Below are 26,270 nucleotides of genomic sequence, written 5' to 3'. Positions count from 1 at the left end.
CCCGCCGCCGCCGTGCTCAAAACTTGTGGCGAATGCCCGTCACCACGAGGAACTGACTGCCGCTGCTCGATGCGCCCGAGGTGCCCTCGATCTGCGCCACCGCGTTCGTCGCACGCTGATAGATCAGGTCGAGGTAGACGTCGGTACGCTTCGAGAGAAAATACTGGAGCGCGCTCGTCGTCTGCCAGTAGTGCCAACTATCCTTCTTGCCGTTCGACGTCACGCCCGTCCAGGTCTCGCCGATCGCCGCATGGACGGCCGGCGTGATCTCGTAGCGCAGGCTCAGTTCCGCATTCTGGTAGTTCTGGTGCTGGCTTTGCGGCGTCAGCTCGAACGCGACGTTGGTGTACATCGCACCCACGCCCAGTTTGCCGAAGCTGTAGATGCCGCCCGCGCCCCAGATGCGCTGCTGCGTGATGCCCTTCAGGAACGTGAAGTAGTTGTCCGAAGGAATCGCGCCGGTCGTATCCGTGGCCGGATTGTCGAGTTGAACGTAGGCCGCGCCGAACTGCAGCGGCCCGCCCGCGTAGCTCGCGCCCACGCTCCACGAGCGATTGGTCCCGAACGAGCCCGCATTGTTGCTGAAGCCGTACATCGAGTTGACCGAGAGACCGCGATACACCGGCGTCACGTATTTGACGGCGTTGTCGGTGCGGAAGGTGTTGTTCAGGTCGTCGGTATCGAACGGGTGCGTGCCGTACTGCGAAGTCACCACCGCCATCTGCAGCGGCTCGAGCGAGTCTTGCGCCGCGTTGTACTGGCGGCCGAACGTCAGGGAGCCCCAGCGGTCGTTCGCGAGCCCCACCCAGGCCTGGCGGCCGAAGATGCGCCCGTTCGCGCTTGCCGTGCCCGTCATCAGATTGAAGCCGTTCTCGAGACGAAAGATTGCGTGGTTGCCGCCACCCAGATCCTCGCTGCCTAGCAGGCCCCAGCGCGAACCCTGCTCGCTGCCGGCCGTCGCCTGGTAGTTCGCCTTGCCACCCTGGTTGCTCGTATAGGTGAAGCCGCCATCGACAATGCCGTACAGCGTCACGCTCGACTGCGCGTGGGCGTGAGAGGCCGCGAGGCCCATCCCGCCGAGGACGAGTGCGAGGGTGCGCCGGTAGGTCTGCTGCATGTTTTTTTCTCCTTCTGGCATGCGAGATGCCGTGTATTGATAGTCTGGATGGCCGCCTCTGCTGGCGCGGCATATTCTCTGCATTACTGATTAAATCGAATCGCGGATCAAGCAAAGCACCGTTGCGTGCGCCGCCGCTCGCGCAGCTTCCGGATAAGCGGCTCCGCGTCCCGTCGAATCGCTTGTTTTATTGTTTAAAACAACGTATTATTTATTATTCGGGCATCGTTTCCGCCCCGTCAAGAAGCTGTCAATAACCCGCGACGCATCACGGGCCGTCGCGGCGTCCCAAAAAATCCATTAAACGCTTGATGGCTGTGAGATTGCGCCAGCTTTACGGCCTCACGCCAGGGGAAACCCCAATCCGCTCATTCCATGGGTAGCGGTACGCTTTCGATTAAATTTAAAACGCTGTTTTATTGTTTAAAACACGATCCCATTGATCGACGAGCAATGACGAAGACATCCATGGCGGCCCCAAGCCCCCTCTCCTCTCAGGCAGACGAGCCCGCACCGTGCTTCACGGTTGCTGCCCAGGCCGCACCGTTGCCGATCGTGTTCGATTCGCCGCACAGCGGCATTGCGCTGCCGGACGATTTCGGCACGGTCGCGCCGCGCGAGGCGATCCTCACTTCGTGGGACGCATTCGTCGACGAGCTATGGTCCGGCGTGCCCGCGCACGGCGGCGCACTGATCGGCGCGCACTTTCCGCGCGCCTATATCGACCCCAACCGCGCCGTCACCGACATCGACGCCGAGCTGCTCGCCGAGCCCTGGCCCGAGTCCCTCGTGCCGGAGCCCTACACGTTGCGCGGGATGGGCCTGATCCGTCGCTACGCACTGCCAGGCGTGCCGCTCTACGACCGCAAGCTGCCGATTGCCGAGGTGCGGCATCGCATCGACGCGTACTACCGCCCCTATCGCGCGGCACTGCGCGAGGCGGCCGATGCCGCGTATGCGCGTCACGGCGCGCTATGGCACGTGAACTGCCATTCAATGAAATCGCGCGGCAACGCCATGAACGTCGACGCCGGTGAAGCGCGCCCCGATCTCGTCGTCAGCGACCGGCGCGGCACCACGTCGGATCCCGCTTTCACACAATGGGTCGCCGACCACTTTGCCGCGGCCGGCTATCGCGTGCAGATCAACGAGCCCTATCAAGGCGGCGACTTGTTGCGCGCCGTGAGCGATCCCGCGCGCAAGTGCCATAGTATCCAGATCGAGCTGAATCGCGCGCTCTATATGGACGAAGCGGCCTTCGCGAAGCACGCGGGTTTCGACGCGCTCAAGCGCGACCTCGACGCCTTCGCACAAGCGCTAGCCGCTTACGTTCGCGCGCAACTCGAAGCACTGTGAGGCCCGACATGACCTATATCGTCGATGCAGTCGACAACGCGCTCAAACTGCTGAGCTATGTGGCCGAGCACCCCGGCCTTGGCGTGACGGAGCTGTCCACGCAGCTCGGCATCAACAAATCGCGCACCTATCGCATGCTGTGCACGCTCGAGCTGCATCGCTATGTCGTGCAGGACGCGCAGAGCGCCACTTACGCGCTCGGCCCGCAGGCCTTCGTGCTGGGCGTGGCCGCGGCGCAGCAGAACACGCTCGTGCGAGCAGCCTCGCGCCACATGCTCGCGCTCAACCAGGCGATCAACGAGACGATCGTGCTGCGCGTGCGCGAGGGACTCGAAACGGTCTGCGTGGCGCGCTGCGAAACCACGCACCCGATGCGCGCGGTGGGCGCGGTCGGCAATCGTCGGCCGATCAACCATGGCGCCTCGGGCAAAGTGCTGCTCGCCTTCGCCCCCGACGCGGTGCGCACCGAATATCTCGCGCGCGTGAAGAAGATGCCCGACGCGCCCGATCTGATCGCCCTGCTCGAAGAGCTCGACGCGATCGCACGCAAGGGCTACGCGGTCAGCCTCGGCGAAGTGACGCCGGGCGCGGTCGCGATCTCGGTGCCGGTGCGCGACATGTCGGGCGCCACGGTGGCGGCCGTGGCCGTCTCCGGCCCGGAGATGCGTATCGGCCGGGCCGAGATACCCGACTATCTCGAGCGCCTGCAAGCCTGCGCCGCGACGATCTCCGCCGAGCTCGGCTATACCGGCGCGCGTGTCGCGCTGCCCGCCTGACACCGCACCGAGGAAGCCGCACATGCTCGCCGCCCCGCCCTCTTCCCAGCACGACGAAGCACCGTCCGCCGAAAATGCCGAGAATGCCGAGAACGCCGGGAGCGCCGGCCAGGAAAAGAAACCGCACGGCAAGATGCTGCATCCGGTCGTGATGATGCTCTGGGTGCTCGCCGCGGCGCTGGCCATGACCTGGTTCGTCGATGCCGGGCAGTTCGAGCGCCAGGGCAAGCTCGTGATTCCCGGCACCTACCACGTGGTCCCCAAAAGCGGCGGCATCGCCACGCTCGCCGCGCCAGCGGTGACGCGGAGCACGCCGGAGCACGCCGCGCCCGCGAGCCTCGTCTCGGTCTTCGTGGCGGTGCCCAATGGGCTCATCAAGAACGCGCCGCTCATCTTCATGGTGATGTTCGTCGGCGGGATGTTCGGCGTGATGCGGCGCACCGGCGTGGTGGACGCCGGTATCGACCGGCTTTTGCAGCTGACGGCCGGCAACGTCTACGTGCTCGCCCCACTGCTGATGATCCTGATCGGCCTCGGCAGCACGCTGCTCGGTTTTATTTCGGAGTACCTGGTCATCATTCCGATGGTGATGCTGCTCGCGAAGCGGCTCGGCCTGTCCAACCTGTTCGCGGTCGCGCTCGTCGCGATTGCGGCGAAGGTCGGCTATATCGCCTCGGTCACCAACCCGCTTTCGCTCGCCGTTGCGCAGCCCATCGTCGGCGTACCGCTCTTTAGCGGCATCGCGTTGCGGCTCGGCGTGTTCGTCGTCTTTCTCACGCTCGGCATCGCGTATCTGCTGCTTTACGTGCGGCGCAGCGGCTACCGGCGCGAGGCTGCCGTCACGGCGATGGAGACCCAGACGCGGCTCTCCCGCCGCCACATGGCCACGCTCGTCGTGCTCGCCATCGCCGCCGCGGCGCTCGTCTTCGGCACACGCGAGCTCAAGTGGGGCAACGTCGAGCTATCGGCGTTCTACGTGGCCATCAGCATCGTGACCGCGCTGGTGGGCCGGCTCGATTCGCGCAGCGCCTCCGAAGCCTTCGTCGACGGCATGAAGGGCATGGTGCTCGCCGGCTTGCTGATCGGGCTCGCCGCTTCGGTCGAGCTCATCTTGCAGAACAGTCTCGTGCTGGACACGCTGATCCACGCCTTCACGCAACTGGCGCGCGGCCAGTCGGCCGTGATCGTGGCCAACGGGCTTATGGCCGTGCAGATGCTGCTCGATGTCTTCATTCCCTCGGTATCGGGCAAGGCTGCGGTGAGCATGCCGATCATCGGACCGATCGCCCAGATTTCCGGCGTGAGCGGCCAGACCTCGGTGCTCGCCTTCGTCCTCGGAGGCGGCCTGACCAATATGATCACGCCCACCTCCGGCATGCTGCTTGCCTATCTGGCCACCGCGCGCGTGGGGTTCGGCGAATGGCTGCGCTTCATCCTGCCGCTCTTCGCGACGCTGCTCGTGCTTTCGATGGCAACGCTTGCGTTCGCGGTGCTCACCGGGTATTGAGCGCGCGTCCTGCGTGGCTTCACGCGACGCCTTGCTTCGCGACTTCGTCGAACGCCGCGAGCAAACGCTCGACATCGGCGGCGTGAATGTCGCCCATCGTCGAGATGCGGAACAGCTCCTTCGACAAGCCGCCCTGGCCCGCATAAATCACGAAGCCGCGCGCCTTGAGCGTGTCGTGCAGCAACGGATAATCGACGCCGGCCGGCCGGCGGAACGCGCGCAGCACCACCGATGATTCATCCTTCGGCAGCACGCTTGCCATGCCGCGCGCGGCGAGCCCCGCGCGCACCTGCTCCGAAAGCGCCGCATAGCGCGCATGACGCGCTTGCCAGCCGCCTTCGTCGGCGAGTTCGCGCAGCGCTTCGACGAGCGCGTAGTACGCGTGCACCGAAGGCGTGAACGGCGTGTTGCGCTGATCCTGGAGCGTAGCGAGGCGCTTGAGGTCGAGGTAGTAAGTGCGGCTCGATGCATGCGCGAGCGCCGCGCGGCGCACCACCACGAAGGCCGCGCCAGGCACGCCGTGCAGGCACTTGTTCGCGGTCGCGGCCACGGCGGCAATGCTCGTGTCGGCAAAATCGATGGCTTCGGCGCCGAAGCTGCTTACGCCGTCCACGAGCATCTGCACGCCGCGAGCGCGGCACGCCTCGCCTAGCGCGCGCAGATCGTTCAGCCTGCCCGTGGTGGTTTCGTGGTGGATGATCGCGACATGGGTGATCGTGCGGTCGGCGTCGAGCGCGGCGCAGATGCGCGCGAGGTCGGGCGCCTGCATCCACTCGTGCTTCACCAGTTCGTGCGCGATGTTGTACTGGGTGGCGATCTGCGTGATTCGCTCGCCATAGACGCCGTTCTCGATGATCAGGAGCTTGCCGTTGGCGGGGACGAGCGCGGCGATCATGCTCTCCACTGCCGCCGTGCCGGAGCCGGTCATGAGCACTGCTTGCCACTGTGTGGGGTCGAGATTGTAGACGCCGACGAGGCGCGTGCGCGCCTCTTCCTGTATGTCGAAGAATTCGCTTTCGCGGTGGCATAGGTCTTCTTGTAGCAGGCTGCGGCGCACGCGCGCCGTGAGCGTTACGGGGCCGGGGTTGAGTAATAGCATCGGCTTTTCCTTAGTGAGTGTTTTGGGAGGTTGATTTCTGGTATTTCTGGTTTTTGGTCTGGTTTTTGGTCTGGTTTCTTGTCGCGGGCTTTGGGGGGTTGGCCTTTCCTTGTTTTCATGTCGGTATATTGGTGTTGCCCCTGTGCGGGGCGGCACCTACTTTTCTTTGCAGCCGCAAAGAAAAGTAGGCAAAAGAAAGCGGCTCAAACCGCCAGTGTGACGCAGTCCACCACTGCCCTTCGTATCGGAGCGGCTCCGGGGCATCCGTCTCCTCGCACACTCCGCTTTAGTGACAAAGGGCTCATTCTTCCCGCCGCGCGCTACGCGCGGGCGGAAGGGTCTGCAAGGAAAACCGGGCGTGCTGCCCGGCGAATGCGCGGAACTAACGCCGAGCGAATACGCTGGAGTCCTACGAAAACCTGTGCACCCGACTGGTTTTAGTTATACCCCACGGCGCGCGCAGCGCCGCCGGATGGATGAGCCCTTAGTCACTCCGGGTGACGGCGCGTGATGTCAGACGCCCCGGAGCCACTTCGATATAAGGCGAGTGGTCCACTGCGTCACACTGGCGGTTTGAGCGGCTTTCTTTTGCCTACTTTTCTTTGCCGCTGCAAAGAAAAGTAGGTGCCGCCCCGCACAGGGGCAACACTAATATACCGACATGAAAACAAGGAAAGGCCAATGCCAAAAGGCCAACGGCCAGATCCCAACGGCCCGACACCTCGCAACAAAAACACCATACTGCTCCCACGACATCAACCAGAGCAAATCTCAAACGCGCTTAAAGCACTCAGACTCCATGAACGGGCACACCGATGTGGCGCATGAGACGCGCCTTCACCTCGTGCGGCGTGATGGTCGGGCGCGGCAGTTCATCGGGCGCGCCACGTCCGATCGTCAGGCCTACGAATCGTGTCCCGGCAACGCCAGATGAACCCCTCTCGCGTTCGCGCGCAGCGGCAAGCACGCTATCAAGCACCTCGAGATCATCGCTCTCCACCGCATCCGCATAACCGCAGGCGGCAGCCACATTCGCAAACGACACCTGCGCCGAAACCGTCGCCTGCCCCCCCGTCGAATCATGCACGCCATTATCGAGCAGCACATGCGTGAGATTCGACGGCCCATACGCACCAAGCGTAGCAAAAGCGCCCATCCTCATGAGCGCCGCGCCGTCGCCGTCGAGCGCCACCACGTTCAGGTCCGGGCGCGCAAGCGCGAGACCAAGCGCAAACGGCGTGACGCAGCCCATCGAGCCCACCATGTAGAGCTGATTGGAACGGTCCTCAAGCGCGTAGAGCTCACGCCCGCAGAAGCCCGTCGATGCCACCACGACAGTCGACTCGGCGGGCGTCGCCGCAATCACGCGCTCGAGCGCCTGCTGGCGCGTCGGCAATTGATCAGGACTGCGCCCCGTCCATTTGACCTGCGCGACAGGCAGCGCATGCCTCTCGGGCATCGCGCCGCCGCCCTTCAGCTCATACGGCGCCACGCTACCTTTCTGCATCACGAGCGCATAGGGACGGCCCGTTTCATCCATATGCTTGATCGCACGCTCGAGCACCGGGCCAATGGCCTCGGCTTCCACAGGAAACAACTCCCACGGAATCTCCATCGTCTCGAGCATCTGCGGCGTGACCGGGCCCATCAGCGCGTGCTGCGGCTCGTCGGCGACGCCCGGCTGGCCGCGCCACGTCACGATCAACAGTTGCGGCAGACGGAAAGTCCACGTGAGCGAAGTGAGCGGGCTCACGGCGTTGCCGAGCCCGGAATTCTGCATCATCGCGATCCCGCGCTTGCCCGCGAGCGCCACGCCCGCGATCAGCGCGACCGCATCGCCTTCGTTCGCCGCCGACACATAATGAAGCGATTCGTCCTGCAGCACGTAATTGATGAACGGCGTGAGGAACGAGCACGGCACGCCCGCATACCATTCGAAGCCACGCGAGCGCGCCGCTTCGACAAACTGAGCGGCTTCGATCATGCCTTGCCCCCCGTGGCGCCGCTCGCCGTAAAGACGCCCTGCGCAAGGGCGCCCCGCGTATAGACGCCCTGCGCGAACTCGCCCGCGCTGCGGAAGTCTTCGATATCGTTCACGCCGCGCCAGTGGCCACGCACGTATTGCACCTCGACCTGCTCGCCGTCGGCGATCAGCGCATTGAGGAGCGCGGGCATGTCGAGCGTGTCGAAGTCGGCGCGCGTCTGCAGTTGCGCGAGCTTCTTCGCAAGCTTCTCGCGGCCCGCGCCGCGCACGTTCATGAGGCCGATCCAGCGCCCGTGCGGCGCCACGCCGTTCACGGCCGGCTCGCTCGAGATGCGCTCGAGCAGCACCTTGTTGCCAAAGAGTCCCCGGTCGTCGCCCGCCGAACACCACGCGAAATCGCGCGTGCTGCTGTTTTCCGACTCCGGCGACGAATCGATCACCACGCTGAAATCCGCTTCGCTTTCCACCAGATCGCTCAAGATGTAGCTGCGGAACAGCAGGTCTCCATACGAAATCACGGTGTCGTTCTCGAGCGTGCCGATAGCGCACGCGAGCGAGGCGAGCTCGTTGGTCTCTGCGTAGCGCTCGTTGCGCACGAGCTTGACGCCCGCGGTGTCGATGGCGTCAGCGCGATAGCCGCCTACCACCGTGATGTCGTTGACCGACTGCTTCTTGAACGCGTCGACAAGCCAGCGCAGCAGCGGCTTGCCCGCCACCGGCAGCATGACCTTGGGCTTGTCCTCGGTGAACGCGTCGAGACCCGAGCCGCGGCTCGCCGCCAGCACGATCGCCGAGGCCGCCGTGCGCGAAGCCGACAGGTAGCGGTTTTCCGCTTCAGAATATTCATCGGCGTCCTGAAGACGGAAGATCTCGTTGACGGGCGCGATGCGGTCCTCAACGTCGACGAGCGTCTGCGTCTCGTGAATCGTCCGCGCGACGGCCTGCATCGCCGAAACCGACGCACGCACGAGATGGTTCGCCCAGATCACGACGCTGACGCCGGCCTTGCGGAACACATCGGTGGGCGTGCTGTAGTACTTGGTCGGCACGATCACGAGCGGACCACGGCCCGCCCACTCGCGCGCGAACGTGAGGATCTCGTCGGGCCTGGAGAGCTTGCTGTGGATGAGGATCGCATCGGCGCCCGCGAGCCGGTAGGCCTCGGCGCGCTTGAGTGCCTCGTCCATGCCCCAGCCCGCGATCAACGCCTCGACGCGCGCGACGATCGAAAAGTCCTCATCGATCTGCGAGTCCTTGCCGGCCTTGATCTTGCCGCAGAACTCGTCGATGTCGGCAAGCGGCTGCGCCTCGCCCTTGATGAAGCTATTGGTCTTCGGGAACTGCTTGTCTTCGATGCACACGCCCGCGATGCCGCGCTGCTCGAGCTTGCGCACGAGGCGGCGCACATTGTTGAAGTTGCCGTAACCGGTGTCGCCATCGAGCAGGATCGGCAGATCGCTCGCGTCCGCCATGAATTCGAGGTTATCGACCACCTGGGTCCAGCTCGCCTCGTTGTTGTCGCGCACGCCGAACTGCGCGGAGATCGAGAGGCCCGAGCCCCAGATCGCCTTGAAGCCCGCCTCGCGCGCGATACGCGCGGACAAACCGTTGTGCGCTTCCATCAGGAATTCGAGTTCGTTGCTCACCAGCATCTGGCGCAGCCGTGCGCTGCGGGATGTGAGAACAATGGCGGGTTCGCGTGCGTTCATCTTGTCACTCCAGTGGACGTCGTCACGTCGGCAGCCGTGGCTGCGCCGCGCGCGTCGCATCGTTGGGAAAGCGTTGCTGGCCCGCGGGTCGCAAAGATGCGTCGTGCCGCCGATGGTCCTGCGCGGCGGCATGGGGCCAAAGCGGCGACTATAACGGAAACGATTCGTATCCGCCTTCAGCTACCGCAAGAAGTGGCAAATCATGGAGTTGCTGTGAAATTTGTGGCTTTGAATGGCGCTTTTCGGCTTATTTTTCACGCATGGCCGATCGTGGCCAGCGCACCGCGACACGCGCCTGCTGCCGACGTCGCGCCACGCTCATGAGACTTCGTTTCTTCTGAGGAGGGTCCTTGCCCACTGGGTTCGTCCTGGCTCGCGCACACGTTTGCCAGCACCGTAAACGCAAGTGGGCGAAGCGTTTTTTCACCGCGTTTTCAAGCCAATTTACAGCTCGATTTGCAGCCCCTCCAAAAAAAATCCCTCGACCGACCATTCAGACGATGGCCCTCAACCAGAAACTCCGCTCGATGATCGCGATCCTCTGGATCGGCCTGCTCCTGATCGTAGCCTTCGGCGCGTGGCAAAGCCGCGATGGCATGATCCGCGAGCGGCGCGCGCAGCTCATCACGCTCATCGACGAAGCCACCAGCATCACCCAGTACTACTACACACTTTCTCAGCACAACGTCATGAGCGAAGCCGATGCGCAAAAGCAGACGCTCGCCGTGCTCGGCTCCATCCGCTACCGCACCGACGGCTACCTGAGCATCAACAACTCCCAGTCGGTGATGCTGATGCATCCGATCAAGCCCGAGCTGATCGGCAAGATGCTCGCCGACTTCACCGACCCTGCGGGCAAGCACCTCTTCGCCGAGCTCTCGCAGATCGGCAGCCAGGCGGACGGCGGCTTCGTCGACTATCTGTGGTCCAAGCCAGGCCACACCCAGCCCGTGCCCAAGCTGAGCTACGCGAGGCGCTTCGCGCCGTGGGACTGGGTGATCGTGACCGGCATGTACATGGACGACGTGAGCACCGCGTTCTACGCGAATCTCATGCGCTGGCTCCTCGTGACTCTCGTGCTCGGCGGCGCGGCAACAGTCGTGATGGTGCTCGTGGTGCGCAGCGTGCGCGGCAGCATCGGCGGCGAGCTCGAGGTGGCCGTCGAGACGGCCAACCGCATCGCTCATGGCGACCTCACCTCGCACGTGGACGCTCAGGGCGCCAATGCGCTAAGCCTGATGCGTGCGCTCGCAACCATGCAGGGTGCGCTCGTGCAAACGGTCTCGCGGGTGCGCAGCGGCGCGGAGAACATCAACGTGGGGGCCAACGAAATTGCCGCGGGCAACACCGATCTTTCGCAGCGCACCGAGGAACAGGCGGCAGCGCTCGTGCAGACCGCCTCGAGCATGGACCAGATGACCGCCAACGTGCGCCAGAACGCGGACAGCGGACAGCGCCCAGCACGCTGCCACGCTCGCGAGCGAGGCCGCCGAAGTCGCCACGCGCGGCAATGCCGTCGTGGGCGACGTGGTGCGCACGATAGGCGACATCTCGACGAGCTCGCAGCAGATCGGCGACATCATCGGCGTGATCGACGGCATCGCCTTCCAGACCAATATTCTCGCGCTCAACGCGGCCGTGGAAGCCGCGCGCGCGAGCAGGGCCGCGGCTTCGCGGTGGTCGCGGCGGCAGCGCATTCGCTCAAGGACCAGGTGACGGGCCTGCGCGAGTCGATCGCGAGCTTCAGGCTGCCGGCGCAGGTTTGAGGCCGCTTCTTGGGGAGGCCGTGGGCTGCGCGCAAGCAACCCTCACGGCACTATAAATTTCAATTCAATTACACTGAGTTTACAATAATGAATCATTGAATCCCCCTGCACCAACCCGATGATCCGCTCCAGCAAACCGCCGCGCGACCCGCACGCCGCCGCGACCCGTCATCCGATGCTGTCGCCGAAGCTGCCCGCATGGCGCTCGAAGTTCATCGTGTTCGTCACGTTCGCGGCGTTCGCCGCGCTCGCGGGCCGCGCGCTCTGGGTGCAGGTCATCAATCACGACTTCTACCTGAAGCAAGGGCAAAAGCGCTATCAGCGCACGTTCGAGCTCGATGCCATGCGCGGGCGCATCGTCGACCGCAATGGCGCGCTGCTCGCCGTGAGCCTCGGAACCTTCGAGATCTGGGCCAATCCCAAGCAGCTCGACGAAGCCGCGTACGCACCGCTCGCGAAGCTGCTCGGCATGCCGCTCGCCGAGCTGCGCCGGCGCCTGCCGCGCGAGCGCTCGTTCGTCCTGCTCAAGCGCCAGGTCGACGCCGAGACCGCGGCCCATATCGACGAAATGGCCACCGGAGGCATCACGCTGATCGCCGACTCGAAGCGCTTCTATCCCGAAGGCGAATCGGCGGCGCACGTGGTGGGCTTCACCGACATCGAGGACAACGGCCAGGAAGGCGTCGAGCTCGCAGCCAACGCGCGCCTGCGCGGCACGCCCGGCCAGCGCGAAGTGATCCGCGACCGGCTCGGCCGCGTGGTTTTGGAGCCGAGCGAGCGCGTGCTGCCGAAGAACGGCGACACGGTGCAGCTCACCGTCGACCGCCGCATCCAGCAGCTTGCCTATACGCAGTTGAAAGCCGCCGTGACGAAGAATCGTGCGGAAGCCGGCAGCGTCGTGGTGCTCGACGCCCAGAACGGCGACATCCTCGCGCTCGCCAACTGGCCGTCGTACGATCCCAACAACCGCGCGCGCCTCACGGGCCGCCAGTTGCGCAACCGCGCCGTGATCGACACCTTCGAGCCGGGCTCGACCATCAAGCCCGTGGTCGCGGCGCTCTCGATGGACCTGCGCAAGGTCAACGCGAACACGATCATCGACACGTCGCCGGGCACCTGGCGCATCGGCCCGGCCGTGATCCACGACACCTCGAACCACGGCCGCATGACGGTGGCGGAAGCCATCCAGAAGTCGAGCAACATCGCGCTCGCGAAGTTGGCGCTGAACCTGCCCGCGCAAACCATCTGGAACAAGTATCAGGACTACGGGCTCGGCATGCGGCCCGAAGTGACCTTCCCGGGCGCCGCCGCGGGCCGCGTTCGGCCGTGGGCCCGCTGGCGTCCGATCGAGCAGGCGACCATGGCTTACGGCTATGGCCTCTCGACCTCGCTCCTGCAGATCGCGCAGGTCTACACCGCCTATGCCGGCGACGGCACGATGTACCCCGCGAAGCTGCTGAGCGAAGCGCCGGGCCCGCAGGGCACCATCGCTGCGGGGGTCGCGCCGCGCGCCGTGACCACGCCCGCCACGGCGGCGTCCATGCGCAAGATGCTGGAAATGGCCACGAGCGATGGCGGCACCGGCCGCGCGGCGAACGTCGAGGGCTACCGGATCGGCGGGAAGACCGGCACCGCGCGCAAGCAGATCGGCTCGGGTTACGCGAAAAACCGCTATCGCGCGCTATTCGTCGGCATGGCGCCGATGAGCGCGCCGCGCGTGATCGTCGCGGTGATGATCGACGACCCCGCCGGCGGCTCGTTCTATGGCGGCACCGTCGCGGGCCCCGTGTTCTCGGGCGTGATGCAGGGCTCGCTGCAATTGCTCGGCGTGCCGCCGGACGCTTGACGGGCTGTTCACGACGCTTGATCAAGCTCGATGGCGCCTGATTGACCGGGCGCTCGCCAGGCCTCACGCGTGGCGCACCAGCATGCGCCGACGCGAGGCACACGCCAGCGCGGCGCATGCTTTCACGGTATGCTCGCAGCTTTGCTGCGACGGCTGCGAAGCGCGCGCGCCGCCCGCCAGCCCCTCTCACCTGGACATCGCCATGAGCTACTTGCCCCAACTGGCCGGCATTGCCGGCGTCATGCTGCTCGCCTGCGCGAGCCCTGGCCCCGACATGCTCGCCGTGACCTCGCACGCGTTTGCGCGCCGCCGCGCGGGGCTGTTCGTGGCCGCTGGCATTTCGACGTCGCACGCGCTCTGGGCCACGCTCGCGGTGTTCGGGCTCGGGCTGATCCTCGCACAGCTGGCGTGGCTCTATGAAGGCATCCGCATCGCGGGCGCGGTCTATCTGCTGTATCTCGGTGCGCGCACGCTCATGAGCCTGCGGCAAGCGTCGGGCGCGGCGGCAGCGCCGGCGGCCCTTTCGGCGGCGAAAACCGCGAGCGGCGCTCAGGCGTATCGGCGCGGCTTGCTGGTCGGGCTCACGAATCCGAAGGCGGCGGCGTTCTTCGGCAGCCTGTTCGTCACGCTGCTGCCCGGACATGCGCCGATGTGGGTGCACGCCGCAACAGTGGCCACGGTCGCGGCCGTGTCGATCACGTGGTTCAGCGGCATGGCGCTGCTGTTCTCGACTGGCCGCGTGCAGCGCGGCTATCAGAAGCTGCGCCGTCCCGTCGATGCGGTGATGGGCGGCGTGCTGATCGCGCTTGGCGCGCGGCTCGCGCTCGATCATTGAGCTGAGCGAAGCTCAACTCAATTGGGCGGCAAGGCCAACGCTTGCCGCTGCGCCACGGTTCGCGGCGCACCCAAAAACATCTTTAGTGGTGCAGATAAGCCGCCGGTTCTCCGCTGCCCGCTGCTGCGGGGCCGCCGGCCTCGCCCGTCTGCACGGGCTGGGCGCCGTAGCCCGATTGCGTGAGATCCTGCTGCGCCACCCGGGCCTCGCTGGCGCGCTTGGCATCGAGGCGGCGCATCGCGGCCTGCACGTTCTCTGGATAGTTGACCTCGTTGCCCATCGCGGGGTTATAGCCCACCGATTCCAGATCGGCCAGTTCCTGCAGCACTTGCGCGCGCGTGACCGGGCCGTTGTGGATGGACTGGGCGAACGAGATTGCGGGCACTATCGCGATCATCGAAACCAGTGCCGTGCGTAGGATTGCGTTTTTCACCATATTCTCCGAGGGTCTGAGCAGACTCGCTGCGTGGGCCGCCTTTCACGAGCGGCCGGCGAGTCGATGCGATCAGTCTACGCAGCACGCCGGCGCGTAAAAATGGGCCTCGGAGGGAAGGATCTTTGCTGACTGTGGAAGATTGGTGAGGACTTCTGCGCAGGACGCGCAGCACCTCAAATCTGCTCGCGCCCGAACGCCCGCAGCGCGCCGAGATCCACCACATCCACGCGGTTATACGAGAGCGTGACGAGCCCTTCGCGCTCGAGCGTCTGCAGCGCCTGGTTGACGCGCTGCCGCGACGCCCCCGCAAGCATGCCGATCTCCTCCTGCGAAATCTCGAGCGCGCTGCCCGTCTCCGGATACAGGTCGGGATTGAACATCTGCGCGAGCGCCTGGGCCACGCGCGCATCGACATCGAGCAGACGGCTGTTCTGGATCAGCGCAATGAACTCGCCCATGCGGTTGTTCAGCTGATGGATCACGAAGCGGTTGAACGGCAGGCTGCTGTCCATGAGTCGATGAAACGTATCGGCGGGCACGGCCATCACGAGCGAGGGCTGCAGCGCGATCACGTCGTACTTGCGCGGCTCGCGCTTGATCACGCTGCCCTCGCCGAACCAGCCGCCGTGCGGCACGCCCGAGAAGGTGCAGCCGCGCCCCGACGCGTTGAAGATGGCGAGCTTCACGAGCCCGCTGCTCACGCCCAGCCAGTACGCGGACGGCGCCTCGCGCGCGGCCACCGTCGCGCCCGCGGCCCACGCCTGCGCATGCGAGGTCTCGAGCACCCATGCGCGATGCTCGGGCGCGAGCGCGCGGAACCACGCGCAGCGCTCGTAGAGCGCCGCGAGCCGTGCCGCGTCGCGCGCATCGATCCGGCCTGTGGCAAACGGGTCTTTGTCCAGGGGCATAATGGGCTGCGTCATCGCGCTTACCTCGAAATGGGGCGTCCGTGGCGTAGGGAAGACGTGCTCTGTCGCGCCGACGACAGACTCGCGCACGCCGTCCTGATACGGTAGCGCGAATCATACCGACAAACCGGCATCCGGCCTGCCCCACGGGCCCTGCATGGGAAACGTATCAGGAGACAGCACCATGTCGCACGCGTACGAAGAAGGGCTCGCGCAACGCGAAGCCAATTACGTCCCGCTCACGCCCATCGACTTCATCGCGCGCGCCGCCGAAGTCTACGGCGAGCGCCCCGCCATGGTCTACGGCAAGGTGCGCCGCAACTGGCGCGAGACTTACGCGCGCACGCGCCGCCTCGCGAGCGCACTCGCGCGCGCCGGCATCGGGCGCGGCGACACCGTCGCGGTGCTGCTCCCCAACATTCCGGCCATGGTCGAGGCGCATTTCGGCGTGCCGATGGCGGGCGCCGTCCTCAACACGCTCAACACGCGGCTCGACGTCGCGACCGTACTGTTCATGCTGCGCCACGGAGAAGCGAAGGCGCTCATCGTCGACACCGAATTCGCCGCGCTCGCGCAACGCGCGGCGCTCGAATTTCCAGAGCTGAAGATCATCACCGTGGCCGACGTCGCGCCTGCGGATCCTGAGCACTTCCCGCGCGGCATCGACTACGAGGCCTTTCTCGAGCAGGGCGACCCCGAGTTCGCCTGGCAGCCGCCCGCGAACGAGTGGGACGCCATCGCGCTGAATTACACCTCGGGCACCACCGGCGACCCGAAGGGCGTCGTCTATCACCATCGCGGCGCGTATCTGAACGCGGTGAGCAATATCCTCGAGTGGGATCTGCCCAAGCACGCGGTGTACCTGTGGACGCTGCCGCTCTTTCATTGCAACGGCTGGTGCTTTGCGTGGACCGTGGCGGCGCGCGCGGGCGTGAACGTCTGCCTGCGCAAATTCGACGCAAAGCTCGTGTTCGAGCTGATCCGCACCGAAGGCGTCACGCACTATTGCGGCGCGCCCATCGTGCAGGGTGCGCTCGCCGACGCACCCGCCGAATATCGCGAGGGCATCGCGCACACGGTGCGCACGATGGTCGCGGGCGCGCCGCCCGCGCCCGCCGTGATCGCGAAGATGAAGACCATCGGCATCGAGCTCACGCACGTCTATGGGCTCACCGAGGTCTATGGCCCGGCTTCGGTGTGCGCGCTTCAGGAGAGCTGGAAGACCCTGCCCGAGGACGAACAGGCGCGCCTCGCCGCGCGCCAGGGTGTGCGCTATCACCTGCAGAGCGGCATCAGCGTGCGCAATCCCTCGACGATGGAGCCCGTGCCGAACGACGGCGAAACGCTCGGCGAGATCATGTTCCGCGGCAACATCTGCATGAAGGGCTATCTGAAGAACGAGCGCGCGACGGAAGAGGCGTTTCGCGGCGGCTGGTTCCATACCGGCGATCTCGGCGTGATGACGCCCGACGGCTACGTGCGCATCACCGATCGCAGCAAGGACATCATCATCTCCGGCGGCGAGAACATTTCGAGCATCGAAGTGGAAGACACGCTGTATCGCCATCCCGCGGTCGCGCTCGCGGCGGTCGTGGCGATGCCCGACGCGAAGTGGGGCGAAGTGCCGTGCGCATTCGTCGAGCTGCGTGAAGGTGCGAACGCAACGGCCGAGGAGATCATCGCGCATTGCCGGCTCTTTCTTGCGAGCTACAAGGTGCCGCGCGTCGTGAGATTCGGCGAATTGCCGCGCACGGCAACTGGCAAGATCCAGAAATACGAATTGCGCGCGCAAGTGGGTTCGCAAAGCGCGATCGATCTGGGCAAATCGCAGGATGCGTCAAAAGCCCCTAAATGAAGGGTTTTTGAATGAATCATGAATGACCAATGAAAGACTCGTCTGTGACAGTCGGTGGTCTCGCGGGACCGCCGGCCCGCTAATGTTACGGCTTCTGACAACCCGACCCTTTAGATTTCATTGGAAATATTCAGAAAGCTCGCGTAATCCGTTATGCATCAAGGACCGACTGTCAAATGCGTAATTTTCTGCCGGCGCCTGGTTCGAAATGAACGATTACAAGTGCTCACGTATTCATTGCCTTGCTCTCGCTAAGCTAGGTCTCGTGGTCGGACGCAACGCAATGCGCTGTGACGACGAACTCGAAGAGGAGGAACGAATATGAATACGAAGAGCTGGAAGACCCCCGCACGCGCGCTTGTCGCTGCGCTGCTCGCAGGCGGCGCGCTGATGGGTGCCTCGAGCGCCTTCGCCCAGTCCGCGCCGTTCGCACTGCGCGCCGACTCGGCGCCGCAATACGGCGAAGCGCACATGGTTCCGGTGGACGTGCAACTGTCGATCGGCTGGCACGACAACCGTTACTGGGATGGCCACCGCTACTGGGAACACGACGAGTGGATGCACCATCATCCGCACGATCCGGGCCCCCCGGGCTGGCACGGCGATCATCATGACGATCGTCACGACATGCGTTACGACGACCATCGTCCGCCGCCCCCGCCGCCCTCGGCCCGTTACTGATCGATCGACGCGGGACCACGCCGCCCATCGCGGCGGCTTAGCCAAGGCCGTTTTCCCCCGCAGGGAAAACGGCCTCGCTGCATTAAGTGCATATTGATTCGATATCCGAATCAATATGCACCTGAACGGATGCCTGGAAAGTCCGCGCCATGGGTCTCGATGGAAAGCCATCGGAAGCCCCCGAAACCGCGCCGAAAGCGGGCCGACAGTAATGCTGCGTAATGCGGGCGCGTTGCCTCGCGCGCCGCGGGGAGGTAACGTTAGGGGGCGTTTCGTTCCCCGGAGCGCACGGTGTATTCTCATTGCCCCGGCCGGTTACGGCTGGGGCTTTTTTACGACCCGGTTTCAGTCGATGAGCTTGTTGAGCGTAGCGAACTCGATGAGTGCCGCCAGCGAAGAAACGCCGAGCTTGTCGAGCACGCGCGTCTTGTAGGTGCTGACCGTCTTGTCGGAGAGGCCGAGCCGCGCGGCCACGCCCTTGTTGCTCATGCCGCGCGCGAGATATTGCAGCACCTCCACCTCGCGCGGCGAGAGCCCGTTGAGCGCCACGTCGCGACCGCCGCCGCAGCTGCCCGCCGGGAAGCAGTCGTAACCGAGCAGCACCGCCTTCACCACGCCGCACAGCTCTTCCACGCCGCGGCTCTTGCTCACGTAGCCGTTTGCGCCCGCGATACGGGTGTGATTCGCCATGACCTGCTCCGGCTTCGCCGAGAGCACGAGGATGCGCGTGGCGGATTGCCTAGCGCGGATGCCGCGAATGACCGAGAGGCCGTCCAGCTTCGGTAATTCGAGATCCAGAATAACGAGATCGGGTTGCAATTCGTGCACGACGCGCAGGCCTTCTTCGCCGTCGCTGCATTCGCCCACCAGTTCGTACTCGGTATGCAGGACGTTGGCAAGCATCTTGAGGACGATGGGGTGATCATCGATTACCACGATGCGCTTCATTTTTTGTTCCATTGTTAGGGGCGTGATCCGATGTGCCTTGCGGCACGAGAATGACAGCCTGAATGACCCCCCTACCTTTGTGTATAGGAAAGTTCTGAAACGATCCCATTCAATTGACAGGGGTTAACCCTTTCCCTACAAATTTGGGCCTAACTAACGCGTGAATTAGACTGGATCAATGAATGCACGCCGCGCCACCGCTGCACCGCCGCCCCCACCCGCCGCGACCGGGACCCGCACGCCGCGCGGGCGCCGCCGTGCCGGCGCCGATCTCGACATGCGCGAGCGGCTGCTGGCGTGCGCGACCCAGCTCTTCGCCGAGCAGGGCATAGCCGCCACGACCATGGCGCAGATCGCCGCCGCCGCAGGCGTCACGTCGGCGATGGTCCACTACTACTTCACCAATCGCGAAAGATTGCTCGACGCCGTCGTCGAGGAGCGCATCGCGCGCTCCATCGCCTATGTGTGGGCCAGCGCGGACAGCGAGGCCGCCGCCGACCCGCATGCGCTCGTGCAGGAGCTCATCGCGCGGCTCTTCGAAGTCACCGGGCAGTTGCCGTGGCTGCCGCCGCTGTGGCTGCGCGAAATCGTCAACGAAGGCGGCCTGCTGCGCGAGCGCATGCTCAAGCGCCTGCCCATCGAGCAATTGCAACGATTCGTTCTCCATATCGGTTCCGCACAACGCGAGGGCACGGTCAATCCCGATCTGGAAGCGCCACTGCTCTTCATGTCGATCCTCGCGCTCGTCATGCTGCCGCTCGCAACCTCGAAGCTCTGGCAGAACACGCGCGGCCTGCCGAAGATCGAACGCGACGCGCTGCGCCGCCATGTCACCGCGCTGCTCGCCGGCGCCATGCGCTCGCCGGTGCTCTCAGCGGGCGTTGCGCGCGACGCCACGCCCGCGCCGGTGAGCACGCCGGGGCAGGCGCGCAAGCGTTCCGCTCCCGGGAGCGCGCCATGAGCGGGCAGATCCGGCATGCACGCGAATCGCGCCGAGGCCATGGCCATGCGCACCGTGGCGCGCCGCCGAAGCGCGCCGCCGTGCGCGCGATCGGCTCCGGCGCCCGGTCCGCGCTCGTCGCCCTCGCTTTTCTGAGCGCGCTCAGCGCGTGCTCGCGCCAGCAGCCAGCCGTCTGGCAAGGCTATGTCGAAGGCGAATACGTCTATCTGGCCTCGTCGCAATCCGGCACGCTCGCCGAGCTCGACGTCCAGCGCGGTCAGACGGTCGCCGCCTCGGCCCCCGTCTTCGCGCTCGAAGCCGTCGACGAGACCGCCGCGCGCGACGAAGCGCGCCACCGTCTCACCGCCGCGCAGGCGCAGCTCGCCGACCTGCAGACCGGCAAGCGCCCGCCCGAGGTCCGCGTGACCGAAGCGCAGCTCGTGCAGGCCGAGGCCACCGCGCGCAAGGCGGCACTCCAGCTCACGCGCGACGAAGCGCAGCTGCGCGCGGGCGGCATCGCGCAGGCGCAGCTCGACGACTCGCGCGCGCAGGCCGCATCGAGCGCCGCGCAGGTGCGCGAGTTGCAGAATCAGGTGCGCGTCGCGAATCTGCCCGGGCGCGTGGCGCAGATCGCGGCCCAGGCTGCCGAAGTCGACGCGGCCCAGGCGACGCTCGCCCAGGCGCAATGGAAGCTCGATCAGAAGCGCGTGGCCGCGCCGGCCACGGGGCTCGTCTACGACACGCTGTATCGCGTGGGCGAATGGGTCCAGGCCGGCAGCCCGGTCGTGCAGATGCTGCCGCCACAGAACGTCAAGCTGCGCTTTTTCGTGCCCGAGACCGTCGTGGGCTCGCTCGCGCCGGGGCGCAAAATACTCGTGCACTGCGACGGCTGCGCAGCGGACGTGCCCGCCACCATCACGTGGGTCTCGAACGCCGCCGAGTACACGCCACCCGTCATCTACAGCAACGAGCAACGCGCGAAGCTCGTCTTCATGATCGAGGCGCACCCGGCCGCGCAGGACGCCGCGAAGCTCCATCCAGGCCAGCCGGTGGAGGTGCGGCTGCAATGAGCGCAACGGGCGCCGATATGGGCAACGACGCGGGCAACGACAGCACCGCGCGGCACGACGGGCCGCGCTACGCCATCGACGTGCGCAATCTCAACAAGCATTTCGGCGACAAGCACGTGGTCAACGACGTCTCGCTGCAAGTCGCGCCCGGCGAGATCTTCGGCTTTCTCGGGCCGAACGGCAGCGGCAAGACCACTTCGATCCGCCTCATGTGCGGCCTGCTCACGCCCGATTCGGGCTCGGGCACCTGTCTTGGCTACGACATCGTGCGCGAGAGCGCACAGATCAAGCGAAGCGTGGGCTACATGACACAGCGCTTCTCGTACTGGGACGATCTCACGATCCGCGAGAATCTCGACTTCGTCGCGCGCATCTACCGCATGCCCAGACGGCGCGAGTGCGTCGATCGCGCGCTCGAATCGCTCGGCCTCGCGAGCCGCGCGAACCAGATGACGGGCGCACTCTCGGGCGGATGGAAGCAGCGTCTCGCGCTCGCCGCCTGCATGCTGCACGAGCCGCGGCTGCTGTTGCTCGACGAGCCCACGGCGGGCGTCGATCCCAACGCGCGGCGCGACTTCTGGGAGGAGCTGCACCGGCTCGCCGCGCGCGGCATCTCCGTGCTCGTGAGCACGCACTACATGGACGAGGCCGAGCGCTGCCACAAGCTCGCGTATATCGCTTACGGCAAGCTGCTCGCGCAGGGCACCGCCGCCGAGGTGATTGCCTCGCAAAACCTCGAAACATGGGCGATCCACGGCGAGCAGCTCACTGCGCTCTCGACACAGCTGCGTGCCGTGCCGGGCGTCGATCAAACCGTGGTGTTCGGCACCGTGCTGCACGCGAGCGGCCGCGATCACGCAGCACTCGCGGCCGCGGTCGATCGCGTGGTCTTCGGCACATCGTTGCGTGCGCAACGTATAGACACGGGCCTTGAGGATGTCTTTATCTATCTGATGAGCCATACCCGCGACAACTACGGAGGCGCCGCCTGATGCTCAAGCTGAGTCTCGCGTTCTCCGTATCGCGCTGGTGGAGCATCGTGCTCAAGGAGTTCTTGCAGCTCAAGCGCGACCGCGTGACGTTCGCGATGATCGTCGGGCTGCCGATCATCCAGCTCACGCTGTTCGGCTACGCGATCAACACCGATCCGAAGCATCTGCCCACGGCCATCGTCGTGAGCGACGACAGCCCCTTCTCGCGCAGCTTCGTGGCGGGCATGAAGAACTCGGACTATTTCGACGTGGTCGAAACCCTGCCCGATGAAGCCTCGGCGCGGCATGCACTCGCACGCGGCAGCGTGCAGTTCGTGCTCAGCATCCCCGTGGACTTCTCGCGGCGCCTCTTGCGTGGCGAACGGCCTTCGCTGCTGGTCGAGGCGGACGCGACGGATCCCACCGCCATCACCACGGCGCTTGCCGCACTGCCGGGCCTCATCGCACCCGCGGCCGCGAAGGACCTGACCGGGCCGCTCGCGCATCTGAACGGCGCGCCCGCCGCCTTCGACGTGCAGGTCCACCGCCTCTACAACCCCGAAGGCATTACGCAGTACAACGTCGTGCCGGGTCTCATGGGCGTGATCCTCACGCTGACGATGGTGATGATGACCGGCCTCGCGATCACGCGCGAACGCGAACGGGGCACGATGGAAAACCTGCTCGCCATGCCCGTGCTGCCCATCGAGGTCATGACGGGCAAGATCGTGCCCTACGTGGCGATCGGCCTCGTGCAGGCGACCATCATCGTGCTCGCCGCGCGCTTCGTGTTCGATGTGCCGTTCGCGGGCAGCCTCGTGGCGCTCTATCTCTCGGCGCTGCTGTTCATCGCCGCGAATCTCACGGTGGGCATCACGCTATCCTCGCTCGCGCAGAACCAGTTGCAGGCCATGCAGCTCGCCGTGTTTTATTTCCTGCCGAACCTGCTGCTCTCGGGCTTCATGTTTCCGTTCGCGGGCATGCCGGTCTGGGCGCAACGGATCGGCGACTTGCTGCCGCTCACCTATTTCAACCGGCTCGTGCGCGGCGTCCTGCTCAAGGGCAACGGCTGGGCCGATCTGTGGCCTTCCGTGTGGCCGCTCGCCGTCTTCGCGGCGGTCGTGATGGCGATCGCGGTGCGCTTCTACCGGCGCACGCTGGATTAGGGCCGCGATCATGAAACGCGATGCATCGCCGCCCGTGCCCCGCATATCCGCCGCCTTGCGGGCACAACCGCGAACCTTGGCGCTGACGCGGTGGATGACGCTGTCGCTAACCACGGCGCTAGCGGGCTGCACCGTCGGCCCGGACTTCCATGCGCCGGCCGCGCCGCAGGCGTCAAGCTACACGCGTGCGCCGCTGCCCGACGCCACGGCCTCGGCGCCAGGGCCGGGTGGCGCCGCACAGACCTTCGCGGCAGCCGCGCAAGCGCCACGCGCGTGGTGGAAGCAGTTCGACAGCCCGGCGCTCGACGCGCTCGTGGACGAAGCGCTGCGTTCCAGCCCGACGCTCGATTCCGCGCGCGCGAAGCTCGTCGAGGCGCGCGAGAACTACAACGCGCAGGCAGGCGCGACGCTCTTCCCTTCCGTCGACCTGAAGCTCTCCGGCACGCGCCAGAAGGTCGATCTGGCCGCATTCGGCATTACCCAGGTGCCGAATCCGGCGCCGTTCACGCTTTACGATGCCTCGGTTAGCGTCTCGTATGTGTTCGACCTGTTCGGCGCCAATCGGCGCGCACTCGAGGCCACGCTCGCGCAAGTCGATTATCAGGAATACGAACTGGAAGCGGCACGGCTCACCGTGGCGGGCAATATGGTTGCCACGGCGATCCGCCGTGCCGCGCTGAAGAGCGAGATCGACCTCACGCAACGCCTGATCGCCGCGCAGACGCAACAGCTCTCGATCATGGAGGCACGGCTCAAAGCCGGAGGCATCGCGCGGCTCGACGTGCACAGCCAGCGCACGCTGCTCGCGCAAACGCGCGCCACGCTGCCGCCGCTCACCACGCAGCTCGCGCAGGCCGACCACCAGCTCGCGATCCTGCTGGGCGCGCAGCCCTCCAGCACGGCCTACGCGGCGCAAATCGATGCGCTCACGCTCGATGCGCTGCCGCTGCCCGATACGCTCGCGCTCACGCTGCCCTCCACGCTCGCGCGCGAGCGGCCCGACATTCGCGCGGCCGAGGCGCTGCTGCATCAGGCGAGCGCGAACGTCGGCGTGGCAACGGCCAACCTCTTTCCGCAGATTTCGATTTCGGCGGGCGTGGGCTCGGAGCGCACGCACATCGAAGACGTGGTCAGCGGCCTGAACATCTGGAACGTGGGCCTCGGCCTCACGCAGCCGGTCTTTCACGGCGGCGAGTTGCGCGCGAAGCGGCGCGCGGCGCAGGCCGCCTATGACGCCGCGTTCGCGGACTACAAGCAGACGGTGCTGCAAGCGCTCCAGCAGGTCGCCGATACGCTGCACGCCTTGCAGGACGACGCGCTGGAATTGCAGACCCGCGACGACGCCGCGCGCGAAGCGCAAGCCAGCGCGGCGATCTCCCAGCATCGTTACGCGGCAGGCGGCGTAAGCGAATTCGATCTGATCGACGCGCAACGCCAGGCGCTGCAAAGCGCTCTCGACCGCACGCGCGCGCTGGCCACGCGGCTCACCGACACGGCGGCGCTCTATCAGGCACTGGGCGGCGCGGCATTGCCCGACGAAGCGGCGCGCTAGCGAGGCGCACTCGCGTCGGAGTGCCGATCGCGGCATTACAAATGACCAACGGCACGTGAGCCACACACCCGCCGGCACCCGTCCATGCGCAAAAAGCACCCTCGCCAGGCGGCAACCATTGATTCACGCGGCAACTGGCCGTTTGCTTTCGCTTGCACGCGCGCTGCGCGACAATGAAGCTCCCCCTGTTCCATCCGCAATCATCCGTCCACGAGAGTCACGCATGAATCAGGCATCGCATTCGCACGCCCACGCTACGCAACAGGGCACGCAAGCACCCACGCCGAACGAGATCGTCGCGGCCAACGCGCTCGAGCTCTCGCAATGGATCCGGCTTCGCAAGGTCTCCTGCCGCGAAGTGATGAGCGCCTTCCTCGACCACATCGAGCGCGTGAACACGCCGGCCAACGCCATCGTCTCGTTGCGCGAGCGCGCTGCGCTGCTGGCCGAGGCCGGTGAACGCGATGCCCAGCTCGCGCGCGGGGAATATCTCGGCTGGCTGCACGGCATCCCGCAAGCGCCCAAGGACCTCACGGCAACGGCGGGCATCCCCTCCACGCAATGCTCGCCGATCTTCCGCGACGAAGTGCCGAAGGCCGACGCGCTCGTGGCCGCGCGCATGCGTGCGCAAGGCGCTGTCTTCATCGGCAAGACCAATTCGCCGGAGTTCGGCCTGGGCTCGCACACCTACAACACGGTGTTCGGCACCACCCTCAACGCTTACGACCCCACGCGCAGCGCGGGCGGCAGCAGCGGCGGCACGGCCGTGGCGCTCGCGCTGCGCATGCTGCCGGTGGCGGACGGCAGCGACATGATGGGGTCGCTGCGCAATCCGGCGGGCTGGAACAACATCTTCGGCTTCCGGCCTTCGCAAGGGCGCGTGCCTTCGGTGCCCGCCGTCGACGTGTTCTACAACCAGCTCGGCTGTGCCGGACCGATGGGCCGCAGCGTGCCCGACGTGGCCATGCTGCTCTCCACCCAGGCGGGCTACGACGCGCGCGCGCCGCTCTCCATCGCCGAAGATCCGGCGCAGTTCACGGGCCCGCTCGCGCGCGATTTCAGTGGGGCACGCATCGGCTGGCTCGGCAACTACGACGGCTATCTGCCGATGGAAGACGGCGTGCTCGCGCTCTGCGAGACCGCGCTCAAGGACTTCGAAACCATCGGCGGCAAGGTCGAGGCCGCACGCCCCGACTATCCGATGGAAAAGCTCTGGGACTGCTGGCGCACGCTGCGCCACTTCTCGGTAGCGGGCACGCTGGGCGCGCTGTATCGCGATCCCGCGAAGCGCGCGCTGCTCAAGCCCGAGGCGCAATGGGAAGTGGAAGGCGGGTTGAAGCTCTCGGGCGAGGACGTGTGGAACGCAACGGTCGCGCGCACGCAGTGGTATAACGCGCTGCTCGCGCTGTTCGAGCACTACGACTATCTCGTGCTGCCGAGCGCGCAGATCTTCCCGTTCGATGCGAAGGAGCACTGGCCGAAGTCCGTCGCGGGCCGCGCGATGGATACCTATCACCGCTGGATGGAAGTGGTGATCGGCGGCACGCTCGCGGGCCTGCCCGTGATGTGCGTGCCGGCTGGCTTTAACGCGCAAGGGCTGCCGATGGGCCTGCAGGTGATCGGCAAGCCGCACGCCGATCTCTCCGTGCTGCAGTTGGCGCATGCCTACGATCAGGCCACGCAGTGGGTGAAGCGGCGCCTGCCCGCGGTACTCGCCGCGTGATGGGCTGCGCCGGCGCTTGAGCGGC

Annotated in this window: 20 protein-coding genes and 1 pseudogene; 14 read left to right on the top strand and 7 right to left on the bottom strand. The window is 65.9% G+C overall.

The genetic code is table 11. The annotated features are described in order from the left end of the window. Positions 1-16: 16 nt before the first annotated feature. The gene (locus EYW47_RS36955; RefSeq protein ID WP_133199749.1) at positions 17-1,117 is read right to left on the bottom strand and encodes a porin; all 1,101 of its coding nucleotides are present in this window, start codon (positions 1,115-1,117) and stop codon (positions 17-19) included. 468 nt (positions 1,118-1,585) lie between these two features. Between EYW47_RS36955 and EYW47_RS36950 the strand changes: the two genes are divergently transcribed. Genes EYW47_RS36950 through EYW47_RS36940 form a run of 3 tightly spaced genes read left to right on the top strand, consistent with a single transcriptional unit; the run spans position 1,586 to position 4,756 of the window. After that, complete coding sequence (locus tag EYW47_RS36950; RefSeq protein ID WP_133199765.1) at positions 1,586-2,473, top strand: N-formylglutamate amidohydrolase; 888 nt, start codon at positions 1,586-1,588, stop codon at positions 2,471-2,473. A gap of 8 nt (positions 2,474-2,481) precedes the next feature. Then, positions 2,482-3,249, top strand: coding sequence for an IclR family transcriptional regulator (locus EYW47_RS36945; protein ID WP_133199748.1), 768 nt, complete (start codon positions 2,482-2,484; stop codon positions 3,247-3,249). Between the two features lie 22 nt (positions 3,250-3,271). Then, on the top strand, positions 3,272-4,756 hold the full coding sequence (locus tag EYW47_RS36940; protein ID WP_133199747.1) for a YfcC family protein: 1,485 nt from the start codon (positions 3,272-3,274) through the stop codon (positions 4,754-4,756). Between the two features lie 19 nt (positions 4,757-4,775). Here the strand turns inward: EYW47_RS36940 and EYW47_RS36935 are convergent, their stop codons facing one another. The 3 genes from EYW47_RS36935 to aepX form a co-directional block, all read right to left on the bottom strand. Next, positions 4,776-5,855 carry a 2-aminoethylphosphonate aminotransferase gene (locus EYW47_RS36935; protein ID WP_133199746.1) on the bottom strand — a complete coding sequence of 360 codons (1,080 nt, stop codon included), beginning with the start codon at positions 5,853-5,855 and terminating at the stop codon, positions 4,776-4,778. Between the two features lie 790 nt (positions 5,856-6,645). Beyond that, entirely contained in the window at positions 6,646-7,839 is a 1,194-nt protein-coding gene (aepY, locus tag EYW47_RS36930) for a phosphonopyruvate decarboxylase (RefSeq protein WP_133199745.1), read from the bottom strand. Next, positions 7,836-9,548: a phosphoenolpyruvate mutase gene (gene aepX, locus EYW47_RS36925; RefSeq protein WP_133199744.1), complete on the bottom strand. Its 1,713-nt coding sequence runs from the start codon at positions 9,546-9,548 to the stop codon at positions 7,836-7,838. Before aepX ends, aepY begins: the two co-directional genes overlap by 4 nt. Positions 9,549-10,048: 500 nt before the next feature. Here aepX and EYW47_RS42255 point away from each other — a divergent pair. The 3 genes and pseudogenes from EYW47_RS42255 to EYW47_RS36910 form a co-directional block, all read left to right on the top strand. Next, positions 10,049-11,251, top strand: a pseudogene (locus tag EYW47_RS42255) (cache domain-containing protein); the annotation flags it as partial. 181 nt (positions 11,252-11,432) lie between these two features. After that, positions 11,433-13,160 (top strand): peptidoglycan D,D-transpeptidase FtsI family protein, encoded by a 1,728-nt coding sequence (locus EYW47_RS36915; RefSeq protein WP_133199743.1) that lies wholly within the window; start codon positions 11,433-11,435, stop codon positions 13,158-13,160. A 202-nt stretch (positions 13,161-13,362) separates the two neighbouring features. Continuing rightward, positions 13,363-13,995: a LysE family translocator gene (locus EYW47_RS36910; RefSeq protein WP_133199742.1), complete on the top strand. Its 633-nt coding sequence runs from the start codon at positions 13,363-13,365 to the stop codon at positions 13,993-13,995. An 82-nt stretch (positions 13,996-14,077) separates the two neighbouring features. Here EYW47_RS36910 and EYW47_RS36905 read toward each other — a convergent pair whose 3' ends face one another. Further along, positions 14,078-14,428 carry a DUF4148 domain-containing protein gene (locus tag EYW47_RS36905; protein WP_240764078.1) on the bottom strand — a complete coding sequence of 117 codons (351 nt, stop codon included), beginning with the start codon at positions 14,426-14,428 and terminating at the stop codon, positions 14,078-14,080. 176 nt (positions 14,429-14,604) lie between these two features. Continuing rightward, positions 14,605-15,339 carry a Crp/Fnr family transcriptional regulator gene (locus EYW47_RS36900; RefSeq protein WP_133199740.1) on the bottom strand — a complete coding sequence of 245 codons (735 nt, stop codon included), beginning with the start codon at positions 15,337-15,339 and terminating at the stop codon, positions 14,605-14,607. Positions 15,340-15,523: 184 nt separating this feature from the next. Here EYW47_RS36900 and EYW47_RS36895 point away from each other — a divergent pair, with 184 nt between their 5' ends. Then, complete coding sequence (locus EYW47_RS36895) at positions 15,524-17,194, top strand: acyl-CoA synthetase (RefSeq protein ID WP_133199739.1); 1,671 nt, start codon at positions 15,524-15,526, stop codon at positions 17,192-17,194. A gap of 321 nt (positions 17,195-17,515) precedes the next feature. Then, positions 17,516-17,875 (top strand): hypothetical protein, encoded by a 360-nt coding sequence (locus EYW47_RS36890; RefSeq protein ID WP_133199738.1) that lies wholly within the window; start codon positions 17,516-17,518, stop codon positions 17,873-17,875. A gap of 345 nt (positions 17,876-18,220) precedes the next feature. On the opposite strand, the gene EYW47_RS36885 is transcribed toward EYW47_RS36890, so the two are convergent. Further along, a complete protein-coding gene (locus EYW47_RS36885; RefSeq protein WP_028222556.1) occupies positions 18,221-18,823 on the bottom strand; it encodes a response regulator transcription factor in 603 nt (200 codons plus the stop codon). Between the two features lie 277 nt (positions 18,824-19,100). Between EYW47_RS36885 and EYW47_RS36880 the strand changes: the two genes are divergently transcribed. The 6 genes from EYW47_RS36880 (at position 19,101) to EYW47_RS36855 (ending at position 26,245) form a co-directional block, all read left to right on the top strand. After that, a complete protein-coding gene (locus EYW47_RS36880; protein ID WP_133199764.1) occupies positions 19,101-19,784 on the top strand; it encodes a TetR/AcrR family transcriptional regulator in 684 nt (227 codons plus the stop codon). Beyond that, entirely contained in the window at positions 19,781-20,833 is a 1,053-nt protein-coding gene (locus EYW47_RS36875; protein ID WP_133199737.1) for an HlyD family secretion protein, read from the top strand. Before EYW47_RS36880 ends, EYW47_RS36875 begins: the two co-directional genes overlap by 4 nt. A gap of 17 nt (positions 20,834-20,850) precedes the next feature. Further along, entirely contained in the window at positions 20,851-21,825 is a 975-nt protein-coding gene (locus EYW47_RS36870; RefSeq protein ID WP_133199763.1) for an ABC transporter ATP-binding protein, read from the top strand. Next, positions 21,825-22,970, top strand: coding sequence for an ABC transporter permease (locus EYW47_RS36865; RefSeq protein WP_205710220.1), 1,146 nt, complete (start codon positions 21,825-21,827; stop codon positions 22,968-22,970). Before EYW47_RS36870 ends, EYW47_RS36865 begins: the two co-directional genes overlap by 1 nt. Before the next feature lie 94 nt (positions 22,971-23,064). Further along, on the top strand, positions 23,065-24,522 hold the full coding sequence (locus EYW47_RS36860) for an efflux transporter outer membrane subunit (protein ID WP_133199736.1): 1,458 nt from the start codon (positions 23,065-23,067) through the stop codon (positions 24,520-24,522). A 223-nt stretch (positions 24,523-24,745) separates the two neighbouring features. Then, positions 24,746-26,245 carry an amidase gene (locus EYW47_RS36855; protein ID WP_133199735.1) on the top strand — a complete coding sequence of 500 codons (1,500 nt, stop codon included), beginning with the start codon at positions 24,746-24,748 and terminating at the stop codon, positions 26,243-26,245. The last annotated feature ends 25 nt before the right edge of the window (positions 26,246-26,270 follow it).

This window comes from Paraburkholderia silviterrae, from assembly GCF_004353915.1.
GTDB lineage: Bacteria > Pseudomonadota > Gammaproteobacteria > Burkholderiales > Burkholderiaceae > Paraburkholderia > Paraburkholderia silviterrae.
Note: the sequence above shows the minus strand (reverse complement) of the source record. Positions and strands in the feature narration are given on the sequence as shown.

Coding starts and splice junctions, on each gene's coding strand:
- EYW47_RS36895 (WP_133199739.1), top strand. CDS start 15,524: ATGTCGCACGCGTACGAAGAAGGGCTCGCGCAACGCGAAGCCAATTAC.
- EYW47_RS36915 (WP_133199743.1), top strand. CDS start 11,433: ATGATCCGCTCCAGCAAACCGCCGCGCGACCCGCACGCCGCCGCGACC.
- EYW47_RS36945 (WP_133199748.1), top strand. CDS start 2,482: ATGACCTATATCGTCGATGCAGTCGACAACGCGCTCAAACTGCTGAGC.
- EYW47_RS36865 (WP_205710220.1), top strand. CDS start 21,825: ATGCTCAAGCTGAGTCTCGCGTTCTCCGTATCGCGCTGGTGGAGCATC.
- EYW47_RS36880 (WP_133199764.1), top strand. CDS start 19,101: ATGCGCGAGCGGCTGCTGGCGTGCGCGACCCAGCTCTTCGCCGAGCAG.
- EYW47_RS36855 (WP_133199735.1), top strand. CDS start 24,746: ATGAATCAGGCATCGCATTCGCACGCCCACGCTACGCAACAGGGCACG.
- aepY (WP_133199745.1), bottom strand. CDS start 7,839: ATGATCGAAGCCGCTCAGTTTGTCGAAGCGGCGCGCTCGCGTGGCTTC.
- EYW47_RS36935 (WP_133199746.1), bottom strand. CDS start 5,855: ATGCTATTACTCAACCCCGGCCCCGTAACGCTCACGGCGCGCGTGCGC.
- EYW47_RS36885 (WP_028222556.1), bottom strand. CDS start 18,823: ATGAAGCGCATCGTGGTAATCGATGATCACCCCATCGTCCTCAAGATG.
- EYW47_RS36890 (WP_133199738.1), top strand. CDS start 17,516: ATGAATACGAAGAGCTGGAAGACCCCCGCACGCGCGCTTGTCGCTGCG.
- EYW47_RS36940 (WP_133199747.1), top strand. CDS start 3,272: ATGCTCGCCGCCCCGCCCTCTTCCCAGCACGACGAAGCACCGTCCGCC.
- EYW47_RS36860 (WP_133199736.1), top strand. CDS start 23,065: ATGACGCTGTCGCTAACCACGGCGCTAGCGGGCTGCACCGTCGGCCCG.
- aepX (WP_133199744.1), bottom strand. CDS start 9,548: ATGAACGCACGCGAACCCGCCATTGTTCTCACATCCCGCAGCGCACGG.
- EYW47_RS36950 (WP_133199765.1), top strand. CDS start 1,586: ATGGCGGCCCCAAGCCCCCTCTCCTCTCAGGCAGACGAGCCCGCACCG.
- EYW47_RS36875 (WP_133199737.1), top strand. CDS start 19,781: ATGAGCGGGCAGATCCGGCATGCACGCGAATCGCGCCGAGGCCATGGC.
- EYW47_RS36870 (WP_133199763.1), top strand. CDS start 20,851: ATGGGCAACGACGCGGGCAACGACAGCACCGCGCGGCACGACGGGCCG.
- EYW47_RS36900 (WP_133199740.1), bottom strand. CDS start 15,339: ATGCCCCTGGACAAAGACCCGTTTGCCACAGGCCGGATCGATGCGCGC.
- EYW47_RS36910 (WP_133199742.1), top strand. CDS start 13,363: ATGAGCTACTTGCCCCAACTGGCCGGCATTGCCGGCGTCATGCTGCTC.
- EYW47_RS36955 (WP_133199749.1), bottom strand. CDS start 1,117: ATGCAGCAGACCTACCGGCGCACCCTCGCACTCGTCCTCGGCGGGATG.